21 protein-coding genes are annotated in these 20807 nt (G+C 69.9%); 12 read left to right on the forward strand and 9 right to left on the reverse strand.

Going from position 1 to position 20807, the window contains the following annotated elements; genetic code table 11:
• The first annotated feature begins 77 nt into the window (after positions 1 to 77).
• The 3 genes from ACFV3I_RS12650 to ACFV3I_RS12660 are packed head-to-tail and all read left to right on the forward strand — an operon-like array spanning position 78 to position 5850.
• Positions 78 to 863, forward strand: coding sequence for a hypothetical protein (locus tag ACFV3I_RS12650; protein ID WP_136035397.1), 786 nt, complete (start codon positions 78 to 80; stop codon positions 861 to 863).
• Positions 860 to 2398 carry a DNA polymerase Y family protein gene (locus ACFV3I_RS12655; RefSeq protein ID WP_136031258.1) on the forward strand — a complete coding sequence of 513 codons (1539 nt, stop codon included), beginning with the start codon at positions 860 to 862 and terminating at the stop codon, positions 2396 to 2398. The genes ACFV3I_RS12650 and ACFV3I_RS12655 overlap by 4 nt, the downstream gene beginning before the upstream one ends.
• Complete coding sequence (locus ACFV3I_RS12660; protein ID WP_136031256.1) at positions 2398 to 5850, forward strand: error-prone DNA polymerase; 3453 nt, start codon at positions 2398 to 2400, stop codon at positions 5848 to 5850. Before ACFV3I_RS12655 ends, ACFV3I_RS12660 begins: the two co-directional genes overlap by 1 nt.
• 91 nt (positions 5851 to 5941) lie before the next feature.
• Here ACFV3I_RS12660 and ACFV3I_RS12665 read toward each other — a convergent pair whose 3' ends face one another.
• Together ACFV3I_RS12665 and ACFV3I_RS12670 are read right to left on the reverse strand one after the other, a co-directional pair.
• Positions 5942 to 6325, reverse strand: coding sequence for a hypothetical protein (locus ACFV3I_RS12665; RefSeq protein WP_206253268.1), 384 nt, complete (start codon positions 6323 to 6325; stop codon positions 5942 to 5944).
• 532 nt (positions 6326 to 6857) lie between these two features.
• Positions 6858 to 7085 (reverse strand): hypothetical protein, encoded by a 228-nt coding sequence (locus tag ACFV3I_RS12670; protein WP_378822982.1) that lies wholly within the window; start codon positions 7083 to 7085, stop codon positions 6858 to 6860.
• 99 nt (positions 7086 to 7184) lie between these two features.
• Between ACFV3I_RS12670 and ACFV3I_RS12675 the strand changes: the two genes are divergently transcribed.
• Positions 7185 to 8048, forward strand: a complete 864-nt coding sequence (locus ACFV3I_RS12675; protein ID WP_378822985.1) for a DUF72 domain-containing protein — start codon at positions 7185 to 7187, stop codon at positions 8046 to 8048.
• 10 nt (positions 8049 to 8058) lie between these two features.
• Here ACFV3I_RS12675 and ACFV3I_RS12680 read toward each other — a convergent pair whose 3' ends face one another.
• A complete protein-coding gene (locus tag ACFV3I_RS12680; RefSeq protein ID WP_136031252.1) occupies positions 8059 to 8640 on the reverse strand; it encodes an NADPH-dependent FMN reductase in 582 nt (193 codons plus the stop codon).
• Between the two features lie 128 nt (positions 8641 to 8768).
• On the opposite strand from ACFV3I_RS12680, the gene helR reads away from it, so the two are divergent.
• A complete protein-coding gene (gene helR / locus ACFV3I_RS12685; protein WP_378822988.1) occupies positions 8769 to 10901 on the forward strand; it encodes an RNA polymerase recycling motor ATPase HelR in 2133 nt (710 codons plus the stop codon).
• A 53-nt stretch (positions 10902 to 10954) separates the two neighbouring features.
• The gene (locus ACFV3I_RS12690; RefSeq protein ID WP_168442822.1) at positions 10955 to 11113 is read left to right on the forward strand and encodes a hypothetical protein; all 159 of its coding nucleotides are present in this window, start codon (positions 10955 to 10957) and stop codon (positions 11111 to 11113) included.
• A gap of 4 nt (positions 11114 to 11117) precedes the next feature.
• Here ACFV3I_RS12690 and ACFV3I_RS12695 read toward each other — a convergent pair whose 3' ends face one another.
• Entirely contained in the window at positions 11118 to 11324 is a 207-nt protein-coding gene (locus ACFV3I_RS12695; RefSeq protein ID WP_136045527.1) for a DUF2188 domain-containing protein, read from the reverse strand.
• A complete protein-coding gene (locus ACFV3I_RS12700; protein WP_136031249.1) occupies positions 11324 to 11641 on the reverse strand; it encodes a sugar ABC transporter ATPase in 318 nt (105 codons plus the stop codon). The genes ACFV3I_RS12695 and ACFV3I_RS12700 overlap by 1 nt, the downstream gene beginning before the upstream one ends.
• Positions 11642 to 11804: 163 nt before the next feature.
• Here ACFV3I_RS12700 and ACFV3I_RS12705 point away from each other — a divergent pair, with 163 nt between their 5' ends.
• Positions 11805 to 12311 (forward strand): NADPH-dependent FMN reductase, encoded by a 507-nt coding sequence (locus tag ACFV3I_RS12705; RefSeq protein ID WP_378822990.1) that lies wholly within the window; start codon positions 11805 to 11807, stop codon positions 12309 to 12311.
• Positions 12312 to 12392: 81 nt separating this feature from the next.
• The gene (locus ACFV3I_RS12710; RefSeq protein WP_247638899.1) at positions 12393 to 12959 is read left to right on the forward strand and encodes a flavin reductase family protein; all 567 of its coding nucleotides are present in this window, start codon (positions 12393 to 12395) and stop codon (positions 12957 to 12959) included.
• 1332 nt (positions 12960 to 14291) lie between these two features.
• Here ACFV3I_RS12710 and ACFV3I_RS12715 read toward each other — a convergent pair.
• Complete coding sequence (locus ACFV3I_RS12715; protein ID WP_168387267.1) at positions 14292 to 14462, reverse strand: hypothetical protein; 171 nt, start codon at positions 14460 to 14462, stop codon at positions 14292 to 14294.
• Positions 14463 to 14704: 242 nt separating this feature from the next.
• On the opposite strand from ACFV3I_RS12715, the gene ACFV3I_RS12720 reads away from it, so the two are divergent.
• Positions 14705 to 14962: a hypothetical protein gene (locus tag ACFV3I_RS12720; protein WP_136029239.1), complete on the forward strand. Its 258-nt coding sequence runs from the start codon at positions 14705 to 14707 to the stop codon at positions 14960 to 14962.
• Positions 14963 to 15122: 160 nt separating this feature from the next.
• Here the strand turns inward: ACFV3I_RS12720 and ACFV3I_RS12725 are convergent, their stop codons facing one another.
• Both ACFV3I_RS12725 and ACFV3I_RS12730 read right to left on the reverse strand, forming a co-directional pair.
• Positions 15123 to 16223: an acyl-CoA desaturase gene (locus tag ACFV3I_RS12725; protein ID WP_136029237.1), complete on the reverse strand. Its 1101-nt coding sequence runs from the start codon at positions 16221 to 16223 to the stop codon at positions 15123 to 15125.
• Positions 16224 to 16247: 24 nt separating this feature from the next.
• Complete coding sequence (locus tag ACFV3I_RS12730; RefSeq protein ID WP_136029235.1) at positions 16248 to 16754, reverse strand: hypothetical protein; 507 nt, start codon at positions 16752 to 16754, stop codon at positions 16248 to 16250.
• A 195-nt stretch (positions 16755 to 16949) separates the two neighbouring features.
• On the opposite strand from ACFV3I_RS12730, the gene ACFV3I_RS12735 reads away from it, so the two are divergent.
• From ACFV3I_RS12735 to ACFV3I_RS12745, 3 genes are all read left to right on the forward strand, one after another.
• A complete protein-coding gene (locus ACFV3I_RS12735; RefSeq protein WP_378822994.1) occupies positions 16950 to 17120 on the forward strand; it encodes a hypothetical protein in 171 nt (56 codons plus the stop codon).
• Positions 17121 to 17464: 344 nt separating this feature from the next.
• Positions 17465 to 17641 carry a hypothetical protein gene (locus tag ACFV3I_RS12740; RefSeq protein WP_168442779.1) on the forward strand — a complete coding sequence of 59 codons (177 nt, stop codon included), beginning with the start codon at positions 17465 to 17467 and terminating at the stop codon, positions 17639 to 17641.
• Complete coding sequence (locus ACFV3I_RS12745; RefSeq protein WP_136029231.1) at positions 17638 to 18951, forward strand: hypothetical protein; 1314 nt, start codon at positions 17638 to 17640, stop codon at positions 18949 to 18951. The genes ACFV3I_RS12740 and ACFV3I_RS12745 overlap by 4 nt, the downstream gene beginning before the upstream one ends.
• Positions 18952 to 19018: 67 nt before the next feature.
• On the opposite strand, the gene ACFV3I_RS12750 is transcribed toward ACFV3I_RS12745, so the two are convergent.
• Positions 19019 to 20659 (reverse strand): hypothetical protein, encoded by a 1641-nt coding sequence (locus ACFV3I_RS12750; RefSeq protein WP_378822996.1) that lies wholly within the window; start codon positions 20657 to 20659, stop codon positions 19019 to 19021.
• Positions 20660 to 20807: the final 148 nt, after the last annotated feature.

Here is a 20807-nt window from a genome sequence, read left to right on the forward strand (position 1 = left end):
TTCGCGGATGTCCGATGTACGAATTAGCGTCGTTCACGTCACTTGCTTTATTCGTACATATCTTCGAGGATGGATGCATGGGGATCGGGCTCGATGCGATGACCGCGCTCTCTCCGACCAGCGACAACCGCGCCGGAGAGGTGCTGCGGCTGCGCCGCGAGATCAGCCGGATGCAGCGGCGGCGCAGCGAGCACACCCTGCTCCCCCTCGACCCCGCCTTCGCTGCGCTGCTGCCCGAGGAGGGACTCCAGACCGGCACCTCCTACACGGTCTCCCCCTCCCCGGCCCTCGTGCTGGCGCTGCTCAGTGCCGCCTCGGGCAAAGGGCACTGGTGCGCGGTGATCGGCATGCCGACCCTCGGGGTGGAGGCCGCCGCCGCCTACGGCATCGACCTGACCAGGCTCATCCTCGTCCCGTCTCCCGGAGACCGCTGGCTCGCAGTGACCTCCGCCCTCGCCGAAGTGGTGCCGCTGATCGTCGTCCAGCCGGAGTCGAGGGCCCGGGATGCGGATGTCGCACGGCTGAGTGCTCGACTGCGCGACCGCGGCTCCACCCTGCTGGTCGCCGAGGAACCGGGCGCGGGGCGGTGGGCGCAGAGCGAGGGCACCATCCGCCTGCACGACCCCGACTGGCACGGGCTCGGAGAGGGGTGGGGCCTGCTCTCCGATTGCACGGTGACGGTCACCGCCCGGACCAGGCACAGCCCGCGCGCCTCGAGTGTGCGGGTGCGGCTCCCCGGCGGACACGGTGCCGTCGAGACGGCGGTGGCCGAGCTGACCGCACTGCCCCCGCTCTCCGTCGAACCGGAGGCGTCGGGCACCTCCGCCCCGTCGGAGCTCCTCTTCTGGGCGGAGGCAGGATGAACGCTCCCCTCCGCGTCCTCGTGCTGTGGTTCCCGGACTGGCCCCTGCGGGCGGCCCTGGGTGGCGGGCAGCCGCATCCGCCCACGGCCCTGGTGCAGGCGAACACGGTCGTCGCGTGCACCGCCTCGGCCCGAGCGCACGGCGTCCGCATCGGCCAACGTCGCCGCGTCGCCCAGGGACTCCTCTCCTCGCTCCGGGTCCTCCCGCACGACCCGGGGAAGGACGAACGGGCCTTCGCCCCGGTGCTGCAGGTCATCGAGAGACACGCCCCCGGGGTCACGCTCCTGCGCCCGGGCCTCGCGATCCTGCGAGCCAGGGGCATCTCGCGCTACCACGGGGGCGAGGCGGAGGCGGCGGCGGCGCTCTCCGCGATCCTGGCCGACGCCGGCTACCCCGAGGTGCGCGTCGGGGTCGCCGACGGTCCCTTCACGGCCGAGATCGCCGCACGGGGAACGGCCCCCTGCACGGTCGTCCCGCCCGGCGCCTCCCGGGATTTCCTGGCACCGTACCCCGTCCAGGTGCTCCGCGACGAGCAGCTCAGCGGGCTCCTCCTGCGACTCGGGGTGCGCACCCTCGGCGCGTTCACCGCCCTCGACCCGCTCGATGTGCGCGACCGTTTCGGCGAACAGGGAGCCCGGATGCACGCCCTCGCCTCCGGCGCCGACTCCCGCCCGCTGACCCCGCGCCCGCCCGACCCCGAGCTGGCGCGGAGCATCGAGTTCGACACCCCCCTGGGCGGCGCCGACCAGGTGGCCTTCGCCGTGCGGCAGACGGCCGACGCCGTACTGCTCGCCCTCGCCGATGCCTCCGTCGTCTGCACCGAGGTGCGGATCGATCTGACGGACGATGGCGGCGAGGTCTTCTCCCGCACCTGGCTGCACCCGACGTGCTTCGACGCCTCCGACCTCGTCGACCGGGTGCGCTGGCAGCTGGAGTCCCTGGCGGCGCTGACCGCGAAGGAACCCGTGGACGAGGCGAGGGCGTTCGGCGGCATCGCGGCGGTCCGCATCCTCCCCGTCGCCGTGGACGACGCGGCACACCATCAGCCCGGCCTCTTCGGATCGGGCACCGACGAGCGCCTGCACCACGCGGTCTCCCGGGTGCAGACCATGCTCGGACATCAGGGCGTGGTCACGGCGGCCGTGTCGGGTGGGCGCTGGCTGGCCGACCGTCAGGTGCTCACCCCGTGGGGCGAACGAGTGGTGCCCCCGCGGGACCCCGGGTCGCCCTGGCCGGGCAGCCTCCCCGATCCGCTGCCGTCCGAGGTCTTCCGCCCTCCCCGCCCGGTCGGCGTCGTCGGGGTCGACGGGAGCGTCCTCACGGTGGACGACCGCGGGGCGCTGTCGAACGACCCCGCCCGCATCGACGGTGCCGGGGTGCAGGCCTGGGCGGGGCCGTGGCCGGTGCAGGAACGCCGGTGGGCTCCGGGGGGCGGCAAGCGGGGGCATCGGCTCCAGATCGTCGACGACCGCGACCGCGCCTGGCTCGTCTTCCACGCCGGCGAGCGCTGGTGGGCTGAAGGGAGGTATCGCTGATGGGATGGCACAACCCGCCGCTGAGCTGGGATCAACTGGAGCGCACCCTCAGCGGCGATCCGGCCCCGCCGTCCGCGACCCCCGGGCGACGAGCGGACCCCGGACCCGTGAGCCGACGCCGCAAGCGCCTCCCTCCCGCCCTGCCGAAGCGGCCGGAGGACGCCGTGCCCTATGCCGAGCTGCACGCGCACTCCTCCTACTCCTTCCTCGACGGCGCCTCCTCCCCCGAAGACCTTCTGGCCGAAGCCGAACGCCTGGGCCTGAGCGCACTCGCCCTCACGGACCACGACGGGTTCTACGGCGCCGCGCGCTTCGCCGAGCTCGCGGAGCACATGGAGGTGCAGCTGCAGACCGTGTTCGGAGCCGAACTGTCGCTCGACCTGCCGCTCGCCCCGCAGGGCGCCGCCGACCCGCCCGGCGAGCATCTGCTCGTGCTCGCCCGCGGCATGGAGGGCTACCACCGGCTGTCCGGGGCGATCACCGCCGCCCAGCTGCGGGGCGGGGAGAAGGGACGCCCCGTGTACGACCTCGACGACCTGGCCGCCCGCGCGGACGGACACTGGACGATCCTGACCGGCTGCCGCAAGGGCGCGGTCCGGCGAGGGCTCGACGCCGGCGACGCCGCCACCCCGCTCCGACGACTCGTCGACCTGTTCGGCAGCGACAGCGTGGCCGTCGAGCTCTTCGACCACGGAGAGCCCCTGGACACACGGCGCAACGACGCTCTCGCCGACCTCGCGCGGCGGATGCGCCTGCCGGTCGTGGCGACCAACAACGTGCACTACGCCAGGCCGATGCAGGCTCCCCTCGCGGAGGCCGTGGCCGCGGTCAGGGCGGTGCGCAGCATGGACGAGCTCGACGGCTGGCTGCCCGCGCACGGCGGAGCACACCTGCGCAGCGGGGCCGAGATGACGGCACGTTTCGCGCGCTACCCCGGAGCGATCTCACACGGGCTGGAGATCGCCGCCGCCTCCGCCTTCCCGCTGCGCATGGCACGCCCGGCCCTCCCTCGGCAGGACGTGCCGCCGGGCCACACGCCCATGAGCTGGCTGCGACACCTGGTGTGGGCGGCGGTGCCGACGAAGTACCCCCGGCTGGACGCCGACGGCCACCGCCGCATCGAGCGCGAGCTCGACGTGATCGAGGAGAAGGACTTCCCCGGCTACTTCCTGATCGTGCACGGCATCGTCGCCGAGGCCCGTCGCCGCGGGATCCTCTGCCAGGGGCGAGGCTCCGCTGCGGCGAGCGCGGTGTGCTACCTGCTGGGCATCACCGCGGTCGACCCGATCCTCTACCGGCTGCCGTTCGAGCGGTTCCTCGCCACCACGCGCACGGAGGAGCCCGACATCGACGTGGACTTCGACTCGCGGCGCCGGGAGGAGATCATCCAGTGGGTGTATCGCGAGTACGGAAGAGAGCGGGCGGCCCAGGTGGCGAACGTCATCCAGTACCGGCCGAAGAACGCGGTCCGCGACATGGCCAGGGCCCTGGGGTACTCACCGGGCCAGCAGGACTCGTGGTCTCGGCAGGTCGACGGGTGGGGGTCGGGGCTCGAGCCCGTCGAGGGCCACGACATCCCGGACACCGTGCTCGACTACGCCGCCGAGCTGCTCAAGGCCCCCCGTCACCTGGGGATCCATTCCGGCGGCATGGTGCTCACCGCGCGCCCGGTCGGCGAGGTGGTCCCGGTGGAGCACGCCCGCATGGAGGACAGGACGGTCATCCAGTGGGACAAGGACGACGCCGCCTTCATGGGGCTGGTGAAGTTCGACCTGCTCGGCCTCGGCATGCTCGCGGCCCTGCAGCACTGCTTCGACCTCGTGCGCGAGGCCACCGGCGAGGAATGGACGCTGGAGACCCTGCCGAAGGAGGAGGCCGGGGTGTACGACATGCTGTGCCGCGCCGACTCGATCGGCGTCTTCCAGGTCGAGTCCCGAGCGCAGATCGGCCTGCTGCCCCGCCTGCAGCCCCGCCGCTTCTACGACCTCGCGATCCAGATCGCCCTGATCCGCCCCGGACCCATCCAGGGTGGCGCGGTGCATCCGTTCGTGCGGCGCAAGATGGCGAAGGACCGGACGGACGAGGAGAACAGGGAGCGGGAGGCCAGGGGCGAGGCGCCGGTGGACTTCCCGATCCCCTACCCGCACAGCGACCTGGAGGACATCCTGAAGCGCACCCTGGGGATCCCCATCTTCCAGGAGCAGCTGATCCAGATGGCCACGGCGGTGGGCGACTGCACGGCCGACGAGGCGGACCTGCTGCGGCGGGCGATGGGGTCCAAACGAGGGCTGGAGAAGATCGAGAAGGTGCGGGGCAAGCTCTACGCAGGGATGGCCAGGCGAGGACTCGTGGACGACGACGCCGACCGCATCTACGCGCAGATCCAGGCGTTCTCGAACTTCGGTTTCGCCGAGTCGCACTCGCTGTCGTTCGCGCTCCTCGTCTACGCGAGCTCCTGGCTGAAGCTGCACTACCCGGCGGCCTTCCTCGCCGGGCTGCTGCGGTCGCAGCCGATGGGGTTCTACTCCCCCGCGACACTCACGGCGGATGCCCGCCGGCACGGGGTGGAGGTGCGCCGCCCCGATCTGCACCTGTCCGGGGCCACCGAGCTGCTCGAACCCGTCGCCGCGGACGGCGGCACCGGGCCCACGGGCAGGGAGAGCTGCCTGGCGGATCCGCAACCGGAAGTCCTGCGCTTCGACCGGAGCGCGCCGGACGAGTCGGCGGCACACCGCAGGGACGGGCGGTTCGCGGTGCGACTCGGGCTCAGCGGCATCCGCGGCATCGGCGTGCCGCTGGCGGAACGGATCGTCGCCGAGCGTGAGGCCCACGGCCCCTATCGCGATCTCCACGACCTGGTGCGGCGGACCGATGCGACGGCGGCGCAGCTGGAAGCCCTCGCCACCGCCGGCGCCTTCGCGTGCCTCGGCCTCGAACGGCGGGAGGCGATCTGGCTCGCCGGGGCCGCGGCCGACGACCGCTCCCGCTTCCTGCCGGGGACGACCGTGGCTGTGCAGCCTCCCCTGTTCGCCGACCAGACGAGTTACGAACGGCTCTCGGCCGATCTCTGGGCCACGGGCATCTCGACGGACGACCACCCCATGGCACACTTCCGCGCAGCCCTCCAGACCCGCGGGGTGCTGACCGCGGCCGATCTGCAGAAGCACGAGACGGGACGACGCATCGAGGTCGCCGGGCTGGTCACCCACCGACAGCGACCGGCGACAGCGGCCGGGGTCACCTTCGTGAACCTCGAAGACGAGAGCGGTCTGGTGAACGTGATCTGCTCCACCGGTGTCTGGGGCCGCTTCGGCCGGATCGCCCGCGAGTCGCCGGCACTCATCATCCGCGGCATCCTCGAACGCTCACCCGAGGGTGTGGTCAACGTGCTCGCCGACGCCTTCGAGGATCTGCAGACCGGCGTGGCCCACCGATCGCGGGACTTCCGATGACCCGGGCACCGACAGCGCAGGCCCCTCAGAAGCGAAGGACGTCCGCCGACCGCACCAGGCACCCGCCCCGGCCCCGCGCGGCCCGCGTGCGTCACCAGAAGCGCTCGGGCTCCTCGGCCGGCGGGCGGTCGGTGCCACCCCAGCGGTCGGCCTCCGCCTTCGCCGCCTCCACCGCCGCATCCGCTCCCCGCAGCGCGACCCCGGCCTCGCTCGCCGCAGGCCCGACGGGGTCCACGAGCAGCGCCGTGCGCGTCACGCCGCCGCTGACCGTGACCGTGCACTCCAGAACCCGTCCGATCCAGCGCGAGAGCGCGCCGCGCGCCTCCTCGCCGCGCCGGTACCGGATCCCCGTGTCGAGGTCGACTACCGACAGCACGATCGGCTCTCGGCCCTCTCCCTCATCGTGCTCGGTCACCTCGATCCGATGCCCGAGCGGGAGCGCGACCTGACCGGCGAACACGAGCATCCTGTCCATTCCCCCACCCTACGAAACCGCCACCGGACCCGACAGACACCCCGGGCGAAAACCTCCTCGCAACTTTCTTTGTCCCCCAAATGGCGGACACGGCGATTAAGCGATATTCTGCTCTTCGTAGCGGGGGCTACAGGCTGAGGAACTGGGGAATCAGCCATCGAGAGCAGCGGAAGTTTCGCCGCCTCCCCAACCGTCCGGGAAGGACGGTGAGCCCTCTCGACAGCACCGTGCTGGGGCGGTCCGGTCGAGAGGGCATACCCCGCGCCACGGCGCCCCACATCCTCGCCCGTCAGCCGTCCCCGACTAGCCGTCGGCAGAGCCGCGGTCAACCCCGGCCCGCACACGCCGCCGCGGGGCTAGCGTCGCCCCCCATGACGACCGTGTTCCGAACGACTCGCGCCCCGCGTCGGACGGGAGGCACCCGCGGGGCCTTCACCGCTCCCGCGGCGCCTCTCATCCCACCGGCGCATTCCACAGACTCGGCGCCCGCTCACCGCGCGCACCCGGGGGACGCCGCGCGTGCCGCATCGCCCTACAGCACGTCGTCGTCGGCGTCGGCGTCGTCGAGGTCGTCGTCGTCCAGTGGCACCTCGTGCCGCTGCTCGGCCGCATCGGCCGGGTCGGCCTCGACCGAGTGCACGTCCGGCTCACCGGTCGTCGTCACCTCCGGGTCGTCCGGCACCTCCAGATCGGGCCGCTCCTGCTCCTGCAGGTCGGCTTCCGGCTTGACCTCGTCGATCGGCTGGTCGCTCAGGAACATCGCGTCTCCTCTCGTTCGGCGGATGCTCCCACCCTGTAACGCCCGCCGGCCAGCGGCAAGGGGCTTGACGGCTACGCACCCCCTCGCGGAGGCGGCACCGTGACCGGGGGACCCGTCACCGGGCGCGTCCGCATCGGCGTCTCGGGCTGGCGCTACGCCCGCTGGCGGGGCGACTTCTACCCCCGCGGCCTGCCGCAGCGCCGCGAGCTCGAGTACATCGGGGAGCAGTTCCCCTCGGTCGAGCTCAACGGCTCGTTCTACTCGCTGCAACGGCCCGAGAGCTACCGCACGTGGGCGTCGAGCGTGCCGGACGACTTCGTGTTCGCCGTGAAGGGGTCGCGCTACGTCACGCACATGCTGCGCCTGCGCGCGGTCGACCAGGCCCTCGCGAACTTCTTCGCCTCGGGCGTGCTGGCGCTCGGCGAACGGCTCGGGCCGATCCTGTGGCAGCTGCCGGAGCGCCAGAAGTTCGTGCCGGCGCTCCTGGAGTCGTTCCTCGACAGCCTCCCCCGCACCACCGGGGAGGCGCTCGAACTCGCCCGCGGCCACGACGAACGCCTCCGTGACCGCGCGTGGCTCGACATCGACGCCGACCGGCCGCTGCGCTACGCGCTCGAACCGCGCTCCGCCACCTTCGCCGACCCCGCGAGCCTGACGCTGCTGCAGGCGCACGGCACCGCGCTGGTGGTCGCGGACACCGCGGGGCGATGGCCGAGGTTCGACGCGCTGACCGCGGACCACGTGTACATCCGGCTCCACGGCGCGCGCATGCTGTACCACAGCGGGTACACCGGCGCCGAGTTGCGCGAGTGGGCGACGCTCATCCGGGCCTGGGCCGACGGGTCGGGCGCCGCGGACGGCCGCCCGCGCGACGTGTTCGTGTACTTCGACAACGACGCCCGCGGGCACGCCCCGCACGACGCCCTGGCGTTGCGCGCCCTCGTGGACGCCCCACCGGCGTGATGGCGAGGCGTCAGCGGTCGCCGACGTGTCCTGGCGCGGTGAGCGACAGCACCCGCTCGACGAACGCCCCGTACTCCTCCATGTAGTGCGCGAGGAAGTCTCTCGTGCCCTCGTCGTGCACCTCGCCGTCCGCACCGAACACCTCGGGCCGGAACGTGATGTACGCCTCCGGCGCGTTCAGCTGCGGGGCGTTGAGGAAGCTCAGCACGCTGCGCATGGACGACTGCATGACGGCCGTGCCGATCGCGCCGGTCGACGCACCGATGATGCCGCTCGGCTTGCGGGCGAACGAGTTGTGACCCCACGGGCGCGAGCCCCAGTCGATCGCGTTCTTCAGCGCGCCGGGGATCGACCGGTTGTACTCGGGCGACACGAACAGCAGGCCCTCGGCACTCTCCACCGCGCGCTTGAACTCCGTGACCGCCTCGACCGGCTCGAGCTCGTCGTCGCGGTTGTAGAGGGGAAGGCCGCGGATGGGGATCTCCTCCAGCTCCAGGCTGGGCGGCGCGAGGCGCACCAGCGCCCTCGCGAGGGTGCGATTGATCGAGTCCGACGCCAGGCTGCCGATGAGGTAGCCGATCCGATGGGCCATGGTGAGTCCCCCGTCTCTCCCTGCATTTCCAGGATATCTCCGCGGTGGGGGCTTGCCGCAAGGCCCCACCCCGGGGGCAGAATCGACGGTCTGCGCGCGCTCCGGCGCGTGGAACGCGAAGGAGATTCATGCCCATCGACCCCTTCCACCTCTCCCCCGAGAAACAGGCCAAGACCGCCCCCGCCCTCATCGACGCCGATCGCCGACACCTCCAGCGCATCGCGGCCGAACTCGACGGTCAGCGCGCCGACGTCGCCCGACGGCTCGACGACGTCCGTCGCGTGCGCGCCGGCTCCGGGGGCGCCGCCGTGGACCGCGACCTCGAGATCCGGCGGCTGTCGTCGCGCCTGCGCGTGCTCGAACGCTTCGACATCGACGTGTGCCTCGGCCGCATGACCCCCGCCGACGGCGAGCCCGTCTACATCGGCCGCACCGGGCTCGCCGCGTCCGACGGCACCCGGCTGCTGATCGACTGGCGTGCGCCCGCCGCCGAGCCCTACTTCGCCGCGACGCTGGAGGACCCCCGCGGTCTGATCTCCCGCCGCCGATACCGGTGGACGGACGGCCGGATCAGCGACTACTGGGACGAGGCCCTGACCGCCGACGGCTTCGACGGCGCGGCCTCCCTCGACGACCAGTCCGCGTTCATCGCGAGCCTCGGCACGCACCGCACCGCCCGCATGCGCGACGTGCTGGCGACCATCCAGGCCGACCAGGACGCGATCATCCGCACCCCGTCCCGCGGCGCCCTCGTGGTGGACGGTGGTCCGGGCACCGGCAAGACCGTGGTGGCGCTGCACCGCGCGGCCCACCTGCTCTACGCCGAACCGCACCTCACCGCGAGCGCGGGCGGGATGCTGCTCGTGGGCCCGAACCCGCACTACCTCGCCTACGTGGAAGACGTGTTGCCGAGCCTCGGCGAGGACACCGTACGGCTGTGCACCCTCCGCGACCTCACCCCGGAAGGCGCGACGGCCCCGCCCGAAGCCGACCAGAGGATCGCCGCGCTCAAGGCCGCGCTCGACCCCGAGGCCGTGCTCGCCGCCGCGGCCGCCGCGTTCGAGCGGCCGCCCGGCCACGCGACGCGCCTCGACTCCCCGTGGGCCGACCTGTGGCTCAGCCGCGAGGAGTGGGCGGAGGTGTTCGCGGGTGCCGACCCCGCCGCGACCCACAACGAGGCGCGCGACGAGGTGTGGGAAGAGCTGCTGGAACTGCTGGTGGAACAGGTCAACGATGACGAGGTGCCGCCCCACGCGGTGCGACGGTGGCTGCGGCAGGACGACGAGCTGACCGGCACGTTCGTGCGCGCGTGGCCCCTGCTGACACCGGGCGAGGTGGTGGCTCGGCTGTGGAGCTCCCCCGAGTTCCTGCGGGCGTGTGCCCCTACGCTGACCCCCGACGAGGTGACGCTGCTGCAGCGCGACCGTCCGGATGCCTGGACCGACGCCGACCTCCCGCTGCTCGACGCGGCACACCGGCGCATCGGCGACCCGGAGGCCGTGCGAGCCGCCCACCGCCGCAACGCCGTGATCGCCTCGGCGCAGGAGCAGATGTCGCACGTGGTCGACCACCTGATCGAGGACGACGACAGCGAGATGAAGGTGATGTCGATCCTGCGTGGCCAGGACGCCCGCAACGTGCTCGTGGGCGTGGACGCACCGCCCGTGCTGCCGCCGGACGAGCTCGCCGGGCCGTTCGGGCACATCGTGGTCGACGAGGCGCAGGAGCTCACGGATGCGCAGTGGCGGATGCTGCTCGCCCGGTGCCCCTCGCGCAGCATCACGATCGTCGGGGATCGCGCCCAGGCGAGACACGGCTTCACCGAGACGTGGCAGCAGCGGCTCGCCCGGGTCGGCGTACGGGAGGTGAGCGTGGCCCACCTCGGGGTGAACTACCGCACCCCCGCGGAGGTGATGGCGGTCGCGGCCCCCGGAATCCTCGCGGCGCTGCCCGACGCGAACGTCCCGACCTCGGTGCGCGAGAGCGGCATCCCGGTGCGGACCGGTGCCGTGGCAGAGCTGCCCGCCGTGCTCGCCGACTGGCTCGCGGCGAACCCCGACGGTGTGGCCTGCGTGATCGGGGACTCCTCGTTCCCCCCGACCGACCGCGTGCGCTCGCTCACGCCGACCTCGGCCAAGGGACTCGAGTTCGACCTCGTGGTGCTGGTGCACCCCGAGCGGTTCGGCGACGACCTGACCGGCGCGGTGGACCGCTACGTCGCGATGACCCGGAGCACGCGGGAGCTCATCCTGCTCGGGTGATCCCGGACGAAGGTCGCTATCCGCCCGCGGTCCGGCGGTTCTACCCTGAGACGATGACGAACGCCGCGCGCACGGCACCGCACTGTCCCGAGGACGACGTGGTGATGCTCGCGGTGCCCGGCGGCTGGAGGTGCCCGGAGTGCGGGCACCTCCAGCAGCCGCAGGACGGCGAGGAGCCGCGGGACCGCGAGGACCTCGGCCGCCTGCGCTGAGGGCTCAGACGCTGTCGTCCTGGTCGACGATGGTGCCGGTCGGTTCGCTGATCTCGACCGTGTGGCGCACGCCGTGCTCCGACGCCAGCGCCTCGCCCTCCTCGATCGCCTCATCCCGGCTGGCGTAGCTGCGCGAGAGCTCCGGAGCACCTTCGGCCTCGTTCACCCACTGGCCGTTCTTCGACCGCGTGACCACGGCGGTGACGGTCATCACACGTCACCGGGGCCCAGGTCGCCCTGTCCCTCGTCGCCGAGGTCGGCGAGCACCGGGTCCTCGCCCTGGCTCTCGGGCTGCGGGCCGGAGCCGGGCAGGTCGTCCGCGGGGACCTCGTCGTCGGGATCGGGGATCTCGTCCGGGTCGCGCCCGGTCGCGGTCGCCGTGTCGAGCTCGTCGGCGGAGGCGCCGTCGTCGAGGGCCTCCGTGCGCTCCCATTCCGCCTGCGCCGGATCGTCCCGCGGGTCTGCTTCGGTGGTCGCGTCGCCGTCGCGCAGCGGCTGACCGCCGACGTCGTCGGGTGTCGATGCCATGTCTCCTCCTTCGATCGGTCCGCCCAGTGTGCCGCCCGGAGTTCCCGGTGCCGAGGGGGTTGAGCGGGCCGACCACAGCGGGTAGGTTCCGGCGGCGTCGGGTTTCGTGACGCTACGCGTCGCTGCGCTTGCCCGGCCGCGCCCGCCGGGCTGGAATCGACTCATGACGTCGATCGCGGTCCTCGTGGGGAACCCCCACCCGTCCTCCCGCACCACGAGCGTCGCGGAGGAGGTCGCGGCACAGCTCGCCGACCTCACGGGCGCCGAGGTGCTGCCCACCATCGAGCTCGCGGCGTATGCGGACCGGGTCTTCGTCGTGCCCGACCCCGAGATCGACGCCCTGGTCGAGGAGGTGTCGACGGCGGATGTCGTGGTCGTGGCGAGCCCCACGTACAAGGCCGCCTACACCGGGCTGCTGAAGGCGTTCCTCGACCGCGTCGACGCGGGCGGGCTGGACGGAGTGGTCGCCGTGCCCGTCCTCACGATCGGCTCCCCCGCGCACACCCTCGCCGTCGAGCACACGCTGCGCCCCCTGCTGGTCGAGCTCGGCGCGACGGTGCCCGTGCGCGGCCTCGCGTTCCCGGCCGCCGAGGTCGACGACCGCACGCGCCTCGTGTCCGCGTGGCTCGCCCCGCACCGCCGGGCGCTGGAATCGCTGCTCGCGCACTGACCAGGGGCGGGTGACGCGAGCGGAACGCGAGTGCCGCGGTCGAGGGCCGGTCCGAGCGGGGGCCGTGCGTACCGTCGTGGCATGACCGCCCCCGCCGCTTCGTCCTCGTCCCCCGCCCGCGAGCGTGCCGCCTCCGACGTGCTGGACCGGCTGTCGGTCGGCGCCGACACGTTCAAGGCCGTGTTCCGCGGGCACCCGGGAGGCGTGGCCGTGATCACCGCGCAGGGGGCGGACGGCCCCGTGGCGCTCACGGCGTCGTCGGTGTCGTCGGTGAGCGTGGATCCTCCGCTGCTGGTGTTCTCGGTGTCGGCGCTGTCGTCGGCGGCGGAGACCCTGACCTCGGCCGCGACGGTCGTGGTGCACCTCCTGGATGCGGACGACATCGAGCTCGCGCGCCTAGGGGCGACCAGCGGCATCGACCGCTTCGCCGATACGAACGCCTGGGCCCCGCTCGCCACCGGGGAGCCCGTGTTCGCGGGAGCCCGCGCCTGGGTGCGCTGCGCCGTCGTGAGCCGGATGGAGGCGGGCGGCTCGACCGTCATCGCCGCGCACGGCCTGCAGGCGCACATCGCCCGGCACGCCGAGCGCGCCCTCGTCTACCACGACCGCACGTGGCACGCCCTGGGCGCGCACTCGCTCCTCCCCTGACGGCGGGTACACACCGGCGTTGTCCGCCTCTCCGCCGCAGCGGTGCGAGATCCGCAAAGCCGGAAACGACGAAGCCCCGGTGAGAAGGATGCTCTCACCGGGGCTTTCTGGTCGGGCTGACAGGATTTGAACCTGCGACCCCTTGTCGACAAAACACGATACGACACGTACCGACTCTCACGGACATAGACCCGTTTATACCCTTGTGATCAGGGTGTTTCTCCAAACGGTAGCCGACATCAACAGACAGAGAGGGACACCCGCGAACTTCGCCATGTGAGACGAATGTGAGACGTCCATACTCGGATGATCGAAGCAAGACTGGCGCGACGCCATACCGGAGGCTACCGCTGCGAGGGTCGCCCTAGACTCGCCGGCATGACAACGCGCCCTTCGCATCAAACGACGTGGCTGACTCTAGGGGAAGCCGGGACGGTAGTGCCGGGGCTAACGCCCGCGCGTCTCTTGGCGCTTCTGCGCTCCCCTGCAGGTCTTGGCCCTCCGGTATGGACATTGACGGATGGGCAGACACTCTTCGACGAGCTCCTCTTTCGACGCTGGCTGGAAGCTACTGTCGCCACGGACTGGGTGCTGGGTCCCGCCGCCGGGTACCGCACTCCTCCGAGCCCAGATCGCCGATACGTCTACGCCGACGCCGATCTTGCCACGCTGCGGCGGCGAACCTACGTGAGCGAGTCGTCGCTCAGCGTCCTCGTGCCGAAGCTTCCGCTTTGGCGAGTACGCGATCTCAGGTTCCGCGGCGCCGGTCCACGTTTCCTCAAGCCGACGCCGCGAACCGTGGTGTACATCGCCGAGGAGGTGAGCGACTGGGCGGAAGGCGTCAGCGATTTCTCCGACCGCGTGCCTGTCAGCCTAGATGGGTCGCGCGAGCCATACACTCCTCCCCCTCGATTGTCACCGCTGCCGTAGAGCCTGCCTCGAGGCGAGCGTCACGCTCCGCCAGGTTCTCCAAGATGCGAACTGCGATGTCGCAGGAACGGCGCCGCGCGGCATCGGAAGGCTCTGCGGCGCCCACATTCGCCGGACTCTTCATGCTCGCATCCTCTCAGCAGCACGGGATCGACAGCGGCCGTGATCGCTGGCGAGCAGTGCGCGATCACCACCCCAGGATCAGAACCGCAGGAGCCCCCTCCCCGGGGGACAGGGAGGGGGCGCGAGTCGAGCGACCACCCCGCCAAGGGCTGCGCCAGGCCACTCTAGGACCCATTGTGCGTCGCGCCGCGGTGGAGCTGAAGCGCCTTCGAAGCGTCTCACCAGGGTGAGTTCAGTCGTGCCCCGTCCATTCCGGTCGGCGCGTCAGCATCAATCCGCTCACTCCGCCTCAGCCGCCGCGCGACTGGCAGCCTCCCTCGGGCTCAGACCACGTTCGAAGGCCCCCAGATAGTCCCAACGCACGAGCCGGTCGGACCGCAACCCGGTCAGCCGGTGCAGCTCGTCATCGGTCGCGGCCATCCATTCCCGCCATCGGCTCCGCTCACTCATGCTGGGAACCTACCGCGTCTGGATGCTCGGGCGGAGGACACGGCGGCTGCCAGGGACTTCCGCAGCCGCCCATCGCTCCGATCCCGTCGACGCGACCGCTATCCCTAGTCACGAGGCAATCCACCAGGTGGGAGCAATACCGCGCACGATCGATCCCGGAGTGCAACCCCCGGTCGCACCTGTGACCACGCAGCTAGCCTTGAAGGGGCGGGCGGCCAGCGCGCACCAACATCGAGGTGATCATGACGCAGAGCACGACGATTACGTTCGACGACGAGACCTACCCGCTTCCACCGGGTAGCGACGTGGTGGCTCTCATGGATCGCATCGAGGCCGCCGCCCACAGCGACACCGCCGCGTTCGTTACCTTCGCCACCGCAGGCAGCCTAGTCAGCGTACTCATCGGCGCCCACACCAGGGTCACGGTCTGCGTCGATCCGACCGCTCAAGCCGCAGCGATGGGACTATTGCCCGACGACTGGGCGGACTGGAACCTGTAGTTCGATCCGCCTCACAGGAGAAGGGCTCTCGCGGCGGGCGAATCGCAACCGCGGGGCAAGAGCCCCTCAACCGGAGCCTTCACAAGGGTTCTCCCCAGAGTCCCGAGCTGCGCTCTGCTTGCAACACTACGCGCAATCGGATCAGCCCATAACCCACACCTCACGCGACGTAAGCAGTTGATCCGATCGAGGCTCTCGCCTCGACGAGCGGGCAGGCGAAGGCATCCCTTTCGCCCAACCCAACCCGGTTGATGTACGCGACAACGATGGCGTATGACCGAAACAGGCTTACCCCGGTGTAGGGCACGCCTTGTGCGCGACAGTAGTCCTCGATGATGGGCGCTGCGCGGCGGAGATGAGGGCGTGGCATGGAGGGGAAAAGATGATGCTCGATCTGATAGTTCAATCCCCCCATCGCAACATCGAGCAGCCTGCTACCACGAACGTTCCTGCTCATCATCACCTGGCGACGAAGAAAGTCGAGCCTCAGATCGCGTGGCACCACCGGCATGCCCTTGTGATTCGGCGCGAACGATACGCCCATGTAGAAGCCGAAGAGCCCGAGTTGCACGGCGAGGAATGTGAAAGCGATCCCTGGCGAAAGAACCAAGAAGACAACGACCAGGTAGCCACCGATACGGACCCCGAGGAACACGATCTCCACCCATCGACGATCCAGGTGCCCTCGAGCGAACACCCGACGGACTCCAGACGCGTGAAGGGAAACTCCCTCCAGAAGAAGGATCGGAAAGAAGAACCACCCTTGATGTGCGCGCAGCCACCGCAACGGCCCACGCTGGTACTTCTTGGCACTCTCGTCAGTGACAGCGATGACCGGAAGCTCGATGTCCGGGTCGACACCGAGCTTGTTCGGATTGCCGTGGTGCCTGGTGTGCTTGTGCTGCCACCATCCATAGCTCATGCCCACAAGCAAGTCACCAAGGATGAGACTCACCCAGTCGTTCCACCGGCCTGAGACGAAGATCTGCCGGTGCGCCGCGTCATGACCGAGGAACGCGATCTGAGTGAAAAGGACCGCGAATCCTGCGGCCACAAACAACTGCCACCAGGTGTCTCCCAACCACACAAAGAGAAAGAGACCCAGCGCGACCGCAAGAGGGGCCCCAACCAACTTGGTCCAGTAGTACCCGTATCGTCGGCGGAGCAGACCAGCGTCACGCACCTGCTGCGCGAGAGCCGTGAACGAACTCGCGGCACGGTCACGCGGGCGAGTTCGGATGACCGAAGCGGTGTCACCCATGATGACCTCCCAGCGGTGGAGCCCCTAACTTAGGGGTGCCCCACCCTCCTCTTCCCAGTCGCTCGCCCGGGATGCGTCGTCGCTGTACGCGGTGTGGGCTCCCGCGGCGAACACCACGGACTCGGCGAGCGATGCCACGAGCGCGACTCGTTCATGCTCGCGCGCCGAAGCCTTCTCGAGCCCCAGCGCGGACACGAGTCGTTCCGCGACGAGGCGCCGGTTGATTTCTACCAACTGTTCCGCGATGACTGCGGCAAGGCCGTCTCGCAACTCAGGCAGATTGGTGTTGGCGATCTCCAGTCGGCGATCTGAGACCTTCAACTCCACCGTCGGATATCCACGGGCGGAAAGAAAGTCGCGCATCGGCACCCCGTGGATCGCGGCGACTTCGTCGCGATCGGCCTGACGCGTGAACACCGCTTCGACGGTGTAGCGGTCCGGGGCATCATCCGTCATGAGCGTCGCCGGAAGCGAGCTGAGCATGACCGCTTTGAGCCCCAGCGGTTCTACGTTCTTCAATTGTGCGTTCATCTTCAAACGTTACGCCCCGAAGATGTGCGTGCTCACAGCTTCCAGCGCGGGCCGGTGGACCGAGTTCCTTCGCGAAGCTCTCGCTGATCCGGCGTGCACCCGGGTACTAATCGCCAGCGCGTGTCGGCTCCACTATGAGGCAGCTCACTGAAGTTGGCATATCTATCCCGAGTCGATGCGCGTAGCGTGAGCGACATGTGGACAGTCCTCGTTATCTTGCTCATCCTGTGGGCCGTCTTGGCGGTGGTCGGCTTCGCCATCAAGGGTCTCCTATGGCTAGCCATCATCGGAATCATCCTGTTCCTCGGGACGCTCATCTTCGGCTTCGTACGGAATCGCAGCCACAAGACGCGATCCGAGCCCTGACCCGTCGCGCGACTCGTCACGGACGAGAGCAGCCTTCCAACGCCCGTTCGAAGGCCACACTTCAACCGTTGCCGCGCGCGGAATCGAGCTCCCCCCCCCCCCCCCCCAGAATCGAATTACTCGCGCGACTAGAGTTACTCGCGTGAGCACAGCCCCCCGTGCTCACAAGGAGCACCATCTGCTGCAACGCTGGGGCGACGAATGTTCTGGGGAACTTCGGCACAGACGATGACTCCCGTCCCGGGCCTCTTCACGGGGGCGAGTAGAGGCCCAGGGCGCCGTCCGGGCACGCGGCAAGATCGTCGTCGTGCAGATGAATGCTGGGATCGCTTAGAGTCGTGACTGTGAGCACCCTGAAAGACCTGATGTGGGCCGTCGCCGTGATGGTGATCGGCGTGCTGGGGATGGTGCTGAACTACGGCACAGCGATGTTCTGGTATGCAGCGATTCTGCTCGTGGGTGGTGCCGGGTGGGCCCTGACGATCCGCATCCGCAAGGCGACGTCAGACCCGCGAGCATGATCACGGCCAAGCTCACCGGTCCCCACACCGACGCGCGCCGCTCCCGCCTCGCGGGCTTCGTCGTGACCTGCCTCGCCCTGGCGACGTTCGGGCCCTACCTCTGGGAGAGCATCCGCACCGAGCAGGCAGCTGTGTACGGGCTCTTTCTCCTCTTGCTTCCGGTGGTGTTCTCACATTTCCGCCCCCAAGGTGGACTCCGGTTCTTCATTCCGTGGGTGCTGTACATCGTGATCGCCACGCTCGGAGTGATCGCACCGAGTGCGGGCGAGATGCCGTACGAGGCAGGCTCCTTCCTCGGCGGCATGGACAACGTACTTGCTCCCCTCGCCCTCATGTTCCTCATCTGGTCGGTCGTCCCCGAACATGACGCGGAGCGGTTGCTGAAGCGGTTCGCGAAAATCGTTGCCGTCGCGATGGCGGTGAACGGCGCCATCGCCGTACTCTCCACCCGCGTGGATGTCGCCGCCTTCATGCGTCCGTTCTGGGCCAGCGAGGACAGCGCGACCACTGCTGACCTCGCCGCCCAACTGGGCCGCTACTCGGGCATCTTCAACCTCCCGTCCGAGGCCGGTGCGCTCTACGGGGTCGCAGGGCTCGGCGCGATCTACGCGTGGAACAACCGGCCCGTGCTGGTCGCGCTGCTCGTGACGCTGATGACCCTCGGCGGGCTGATCAGCGTGTCGAAGGTCTTCATCTTCGGGGGCCTTCCGGCGATCGTCATCTACTGGTTCTGGTCGCAGCGCGGCGGGCGGAAGGTCGCCGCCGTCTTCGGCCTGGCCCTCATCGCGCTAGGCGTGCTGCAGTCGGGAGTGTTCGCGCAGTGGACGGGTGCCAACTACCTCGGTCGGCTGTTCGTGACCTCGAACAACCAGGGGTTCTTGGAGCTCTACAGCGCCGGCCGCTTCGACACCGACTCCACCTTCACGACTGTGATTGGCCAGGTGCTGGCCTACAACCCGCTCACTGGAGTTGGCGCGGCCGGTTGGAAGATGCCGTACGACGGCGCCGTCGCCGAGGCGCTGATCGTCGGTGGAGTGATCGGGCTGTTCCTTCTCGCCTTCGTCACAGCGGCGATTTTCACGCTGCGGCGCGACCAGGACAAGTCGGCGAAGTGGTTCGCGACGTGGCTCGCGGTCGTGACCGTCGCGGGCTCCGCCGGATTCTCCCCGCTCACCGCGAACCGCATCTCCACGGTCACTTGGGTGATGATCACTCTTCTCGTGCTCGTGGCACGCGACCGACGACGCCAAGCGGCCGAAGAGAGGTCTACGGCTGCGCTCGCGTCGCGGCGACCGCAGCCCGTTAGTTAGCTCCGCGCACACACGACGAAGGGCCCCAGCCGCATCACTCGATGCGGCTGGGGCCCTTGTGGTCCAGCTATAGGTTGCCCTCGGAAACGACGGCGCCGGATGAATCCGCCATGTACTCCCAGGAGGCGGTTCCATCATTCCCGAGCTCGCCGATCGCGGTGGGGTTCGGCTCGGCCGTTCCGGTCGTCCCGGAGGAGCGGTAGCGGATCACCCGGCCGTTCGCCAGCTTCCACCATGCGCCAGCGACCACCGCGGTCGACGCCGCCCACGTGGCGCTGGAAAGCGCACCGTTCACGGTTTGCGTCCACCCACGAGGGGCGCCGGACGATGGGGCTGAAGCGCTCCATCGCATTCCACGTCGGAACAGTCCCTTATTCGGAATCGATCCGATGAGGTACGCGTTGCCGTCGCCCCACGCGTTGTTGTAGCACTGCGCGAACTCTTCGACGGGGATCGGGTCGTATGTCGATCCGCCGCCGACCGATCGGACGTTGGGCAAGTTCCAGCCCGCCGCGCGCCCGTCCTCCGCCCCGTTGCCGAGACGAACCGGTCGGTTCGCTGTGCCGCGCGCGTTCACGAGGATCGCAGGGATCGAGAACGCTCCGACCCCGCGCAGGGAGACCTCTGCGCCGGCGTTGCTCGTGTTGCGGCTGGTGACCGTGATGGATCCGATGTAGCCGCTCTCATCGAGGATGAGGAGCACCGACTCCGTGTTCACGCCCGTCGCCTTGTCGACGGAGACACGCCCGATGTTCGGGCGCTTGCAGGTCTCCGTGCCTACGAGCTCGACCAAGCGCGAACCCGTCACTGCCGTCTTGACGTTCTGTCCCAGAATGCCTTCCGCTGTGAAGTCGTGGCAATTCTGAATGCTGACGACGCCTGCGGATCCGTTGCCTGACAGCGTGCCCGCAACCACCCCGTCGGTGAACTTCAGCTGGAACGGGGCTCCGCTGAGGTTGTTCTCGACCGTCCACTTCCCGATCCGTCCGCCCCGGGAACGGAACGTCGATGATGCAGAACCATAGATGGCGTGGGTCGGATTGACGCCCCCGGAGTCATCGAGGTCGTCGTGGCAGTACGCGTCTCCCCAGTCGTATCCCTCTTGGCTGACGAACAGCAGTGCGAAGTTGTAGCGGGTCGCCTCGAGGTATCCGATCCGGTTGCCGACTCCGGTGCGGTCGTTCACGCTGCTCCCGTCCCACGACGAGAAGAAGATCGGGGTCGGCATGCCGTCGGTGCGCAGGTACTCGACGTAGTTGCGGTCGCCGTTCGACCAGACGGCGCAGCCGGAGCAGTACGGCGCCGATCCGCGAATCGGCGCCCCTGTGTGGTTGCCTCGGGTGCCGACGAAGCGCACCAGGCCGATGCGCCACGTGTGCCCATTCGCCCCGACGCCCAGGGAGGACCGAACAGCCAAGAAGACCGGCGTCCCCCAAGTCGACACGAGGAACTCCACACCCATGGCGTCGACCGTCTGGTTGTTCGCCTTGTGCTGGAAGCTGCTCGGAGGGACAGTGACCGGGCTCATCTCCGGCGGGAAGTACAGGCGCGCGCCGTCCGGTGCGGCGTCGAAAGCAGCCTGAACGGTCGGGAAGCGCGCCACATTGATCACGAGCTCGTCGGCGCGCGTGAAGGACTCGGCCGCGGCCTGGTAGGTCTGCGAGTCTGGTGCGCCCAGGTACGTGGCGACCGCCTGGTCGTTCTCCACGGCGTTCACACCAGGGAGCCCCCGGGGGACGTCGACCTCAATCTGCCGGTTCTGGTCGGGCCCCGTCATGCGAGCTGCAGCGGGCTGATCAGCCGGCACGGTCTTCGCCGTGAACGAGGAGATGCGCGCGGCGGGCCCGCGGAGGTTC

Origin of the sequence: Microbacterium sp. NPDC059771 (assembly GCF_042732495.1) — a bacterium.
GTDB lineage: Bacteria > Actinomycetota > Actinomycetes > Actinomycetales > Microbacteriaceae > Microbacterium > Microbacterium sufflavum.

Excerpts from the sequence above, each read along its gene's own strand:
- ACFV3I_RS12670 (WP_378822982.1), bottom strand. The coding sequence starts at position 7,085 with ATGTTCCTGAGCGACCAGCCGATCGACGAGGTCAAGCCGGAAGCCGAC.
- ACFV3I_RS12725 (WP_136029237.1), bottom strand. The coding sequence starts at position 16,223 with ATGGGTGACACCGCTTCGGTCATCCGAACTCGCCCGCGTGACCGTGCC.
- ACFV3I_RS12715 (WP_168387267.1), bottom strand. The coding sequence starts at position 14,462 with ATGAGTGAGCGGAGCCGATGGCGGGAATGGATGGCCGCGACCGATGAC.
- ACFV3I_RS12730 (WP_136029235.1), bottom strand. The coding sequence starts at position 16,754 with ATGAACGCACAATTGAAGAACGTAGAACCGCTGGGGCTCAAAGCGGTC.
- ACFV3I_RS12680 (WP_136031252.1), bottom strand. The coding sequence starts at position 8,640 with ATGGCCCATCGGATCGGCTACCTCATCGGCAGCCTGGCGTCGGACTCG.
- ACFV3I_RS12735 (WP_378822994.1), top strand. The coding sequence starts at position 16,950 with ATGTGGACAGTCCTCGTTATCTTGCTCATCCTGTGGGCCGTCTTGGCG.
- ACFV3I_RS12700 (WP_136031249.1), bottom strand. The coding sequence starts at position 11,641 with ATGGCATCGACACCCGACGACGTCGGCGGTCAGCCGCTGCGCGACGGC.
- ACFV3I_RS12665 (WP_206253268.1), bottom strand. The coding sequence starts at position 6,325 with ATGGACAGGATGCTCGTGTTCGCCGGTCAGGTCGCGCTCCCGCTCGGG.
- ACFV3I_RS12745 (WP_136029231.1), top strand. The coding sequence starts at position 17,638 with ATGATCACGGCCAAGCTCACCGGTCCCCACACCGACGCGCGCCGCTCC.
- ACFV3I_RS12720 (WP_136029239.1), top strand. The coding sequence starts at position 14,705 with ATGACGCAGAGCACGACGATTACGTTCGACGACGAGACCTACCCGCTT.
- ACFV3I_RS12695 (WP_136045527.1), bottom strand. The coding sequence starts at position 11,324 with ATGACCGTCACCGCCGTGGTCACGCGGTCGAAGAACGGCCAGTGGGTG.
- ACFV3I_RS12655 (WP_136031258.1), top strand. The coding sequence starts at position 860 with ATGAACGCTCCCCTCCGCGTCCTCGTGCTGTGGTTCCCGGACTGGCCC.
- ACFV3I_RS12710 (WP_247638899.1), top strand. The coding sequence starts at position 12,393 with ATGACCGCCCCCGCCGCTTCGTCCTCGTCCCCCGCCCGCGAGCGTGCC.
- ACFV3I_RS12660 (WP_136031256.1), top strand. The coding sequence starts at position 2,398 with ATGGGATGGCACAACCCGCCGCTGAGCTGGGATCAACTGGAGCGCACC.
- helR (WP_378822988.1), top strand. The coding sequence starts at position 8,769 with ATGCCCATCGACCCCTTCCACCTCTCCCCCGAGAAACAGGCCAAGACC.
- ACFV3I_RS12650 (WP_136035397.1), top strand. The coding sequence starts at position 78 with ATGGGGATCGGGCTCGATGCGATGACCGCGCTCTCTCCGACCAGCGAC.
- ACFV3I_RS12690 (WP_168442822.1), top strand. The coding sequence starts at position 10,955 with ATGACGAACGCCGCGCGCACGGCACCGCACTGTCCCGAGGACGACGTG.
- ACFV3I_RS12705 (WP_378822990.1), top strand. The coding sequence starts at position 11,805 with ATGACGTCGATCGCGGTCCTCGTGGGGAACCCCCACCCGTCCTCCCGC.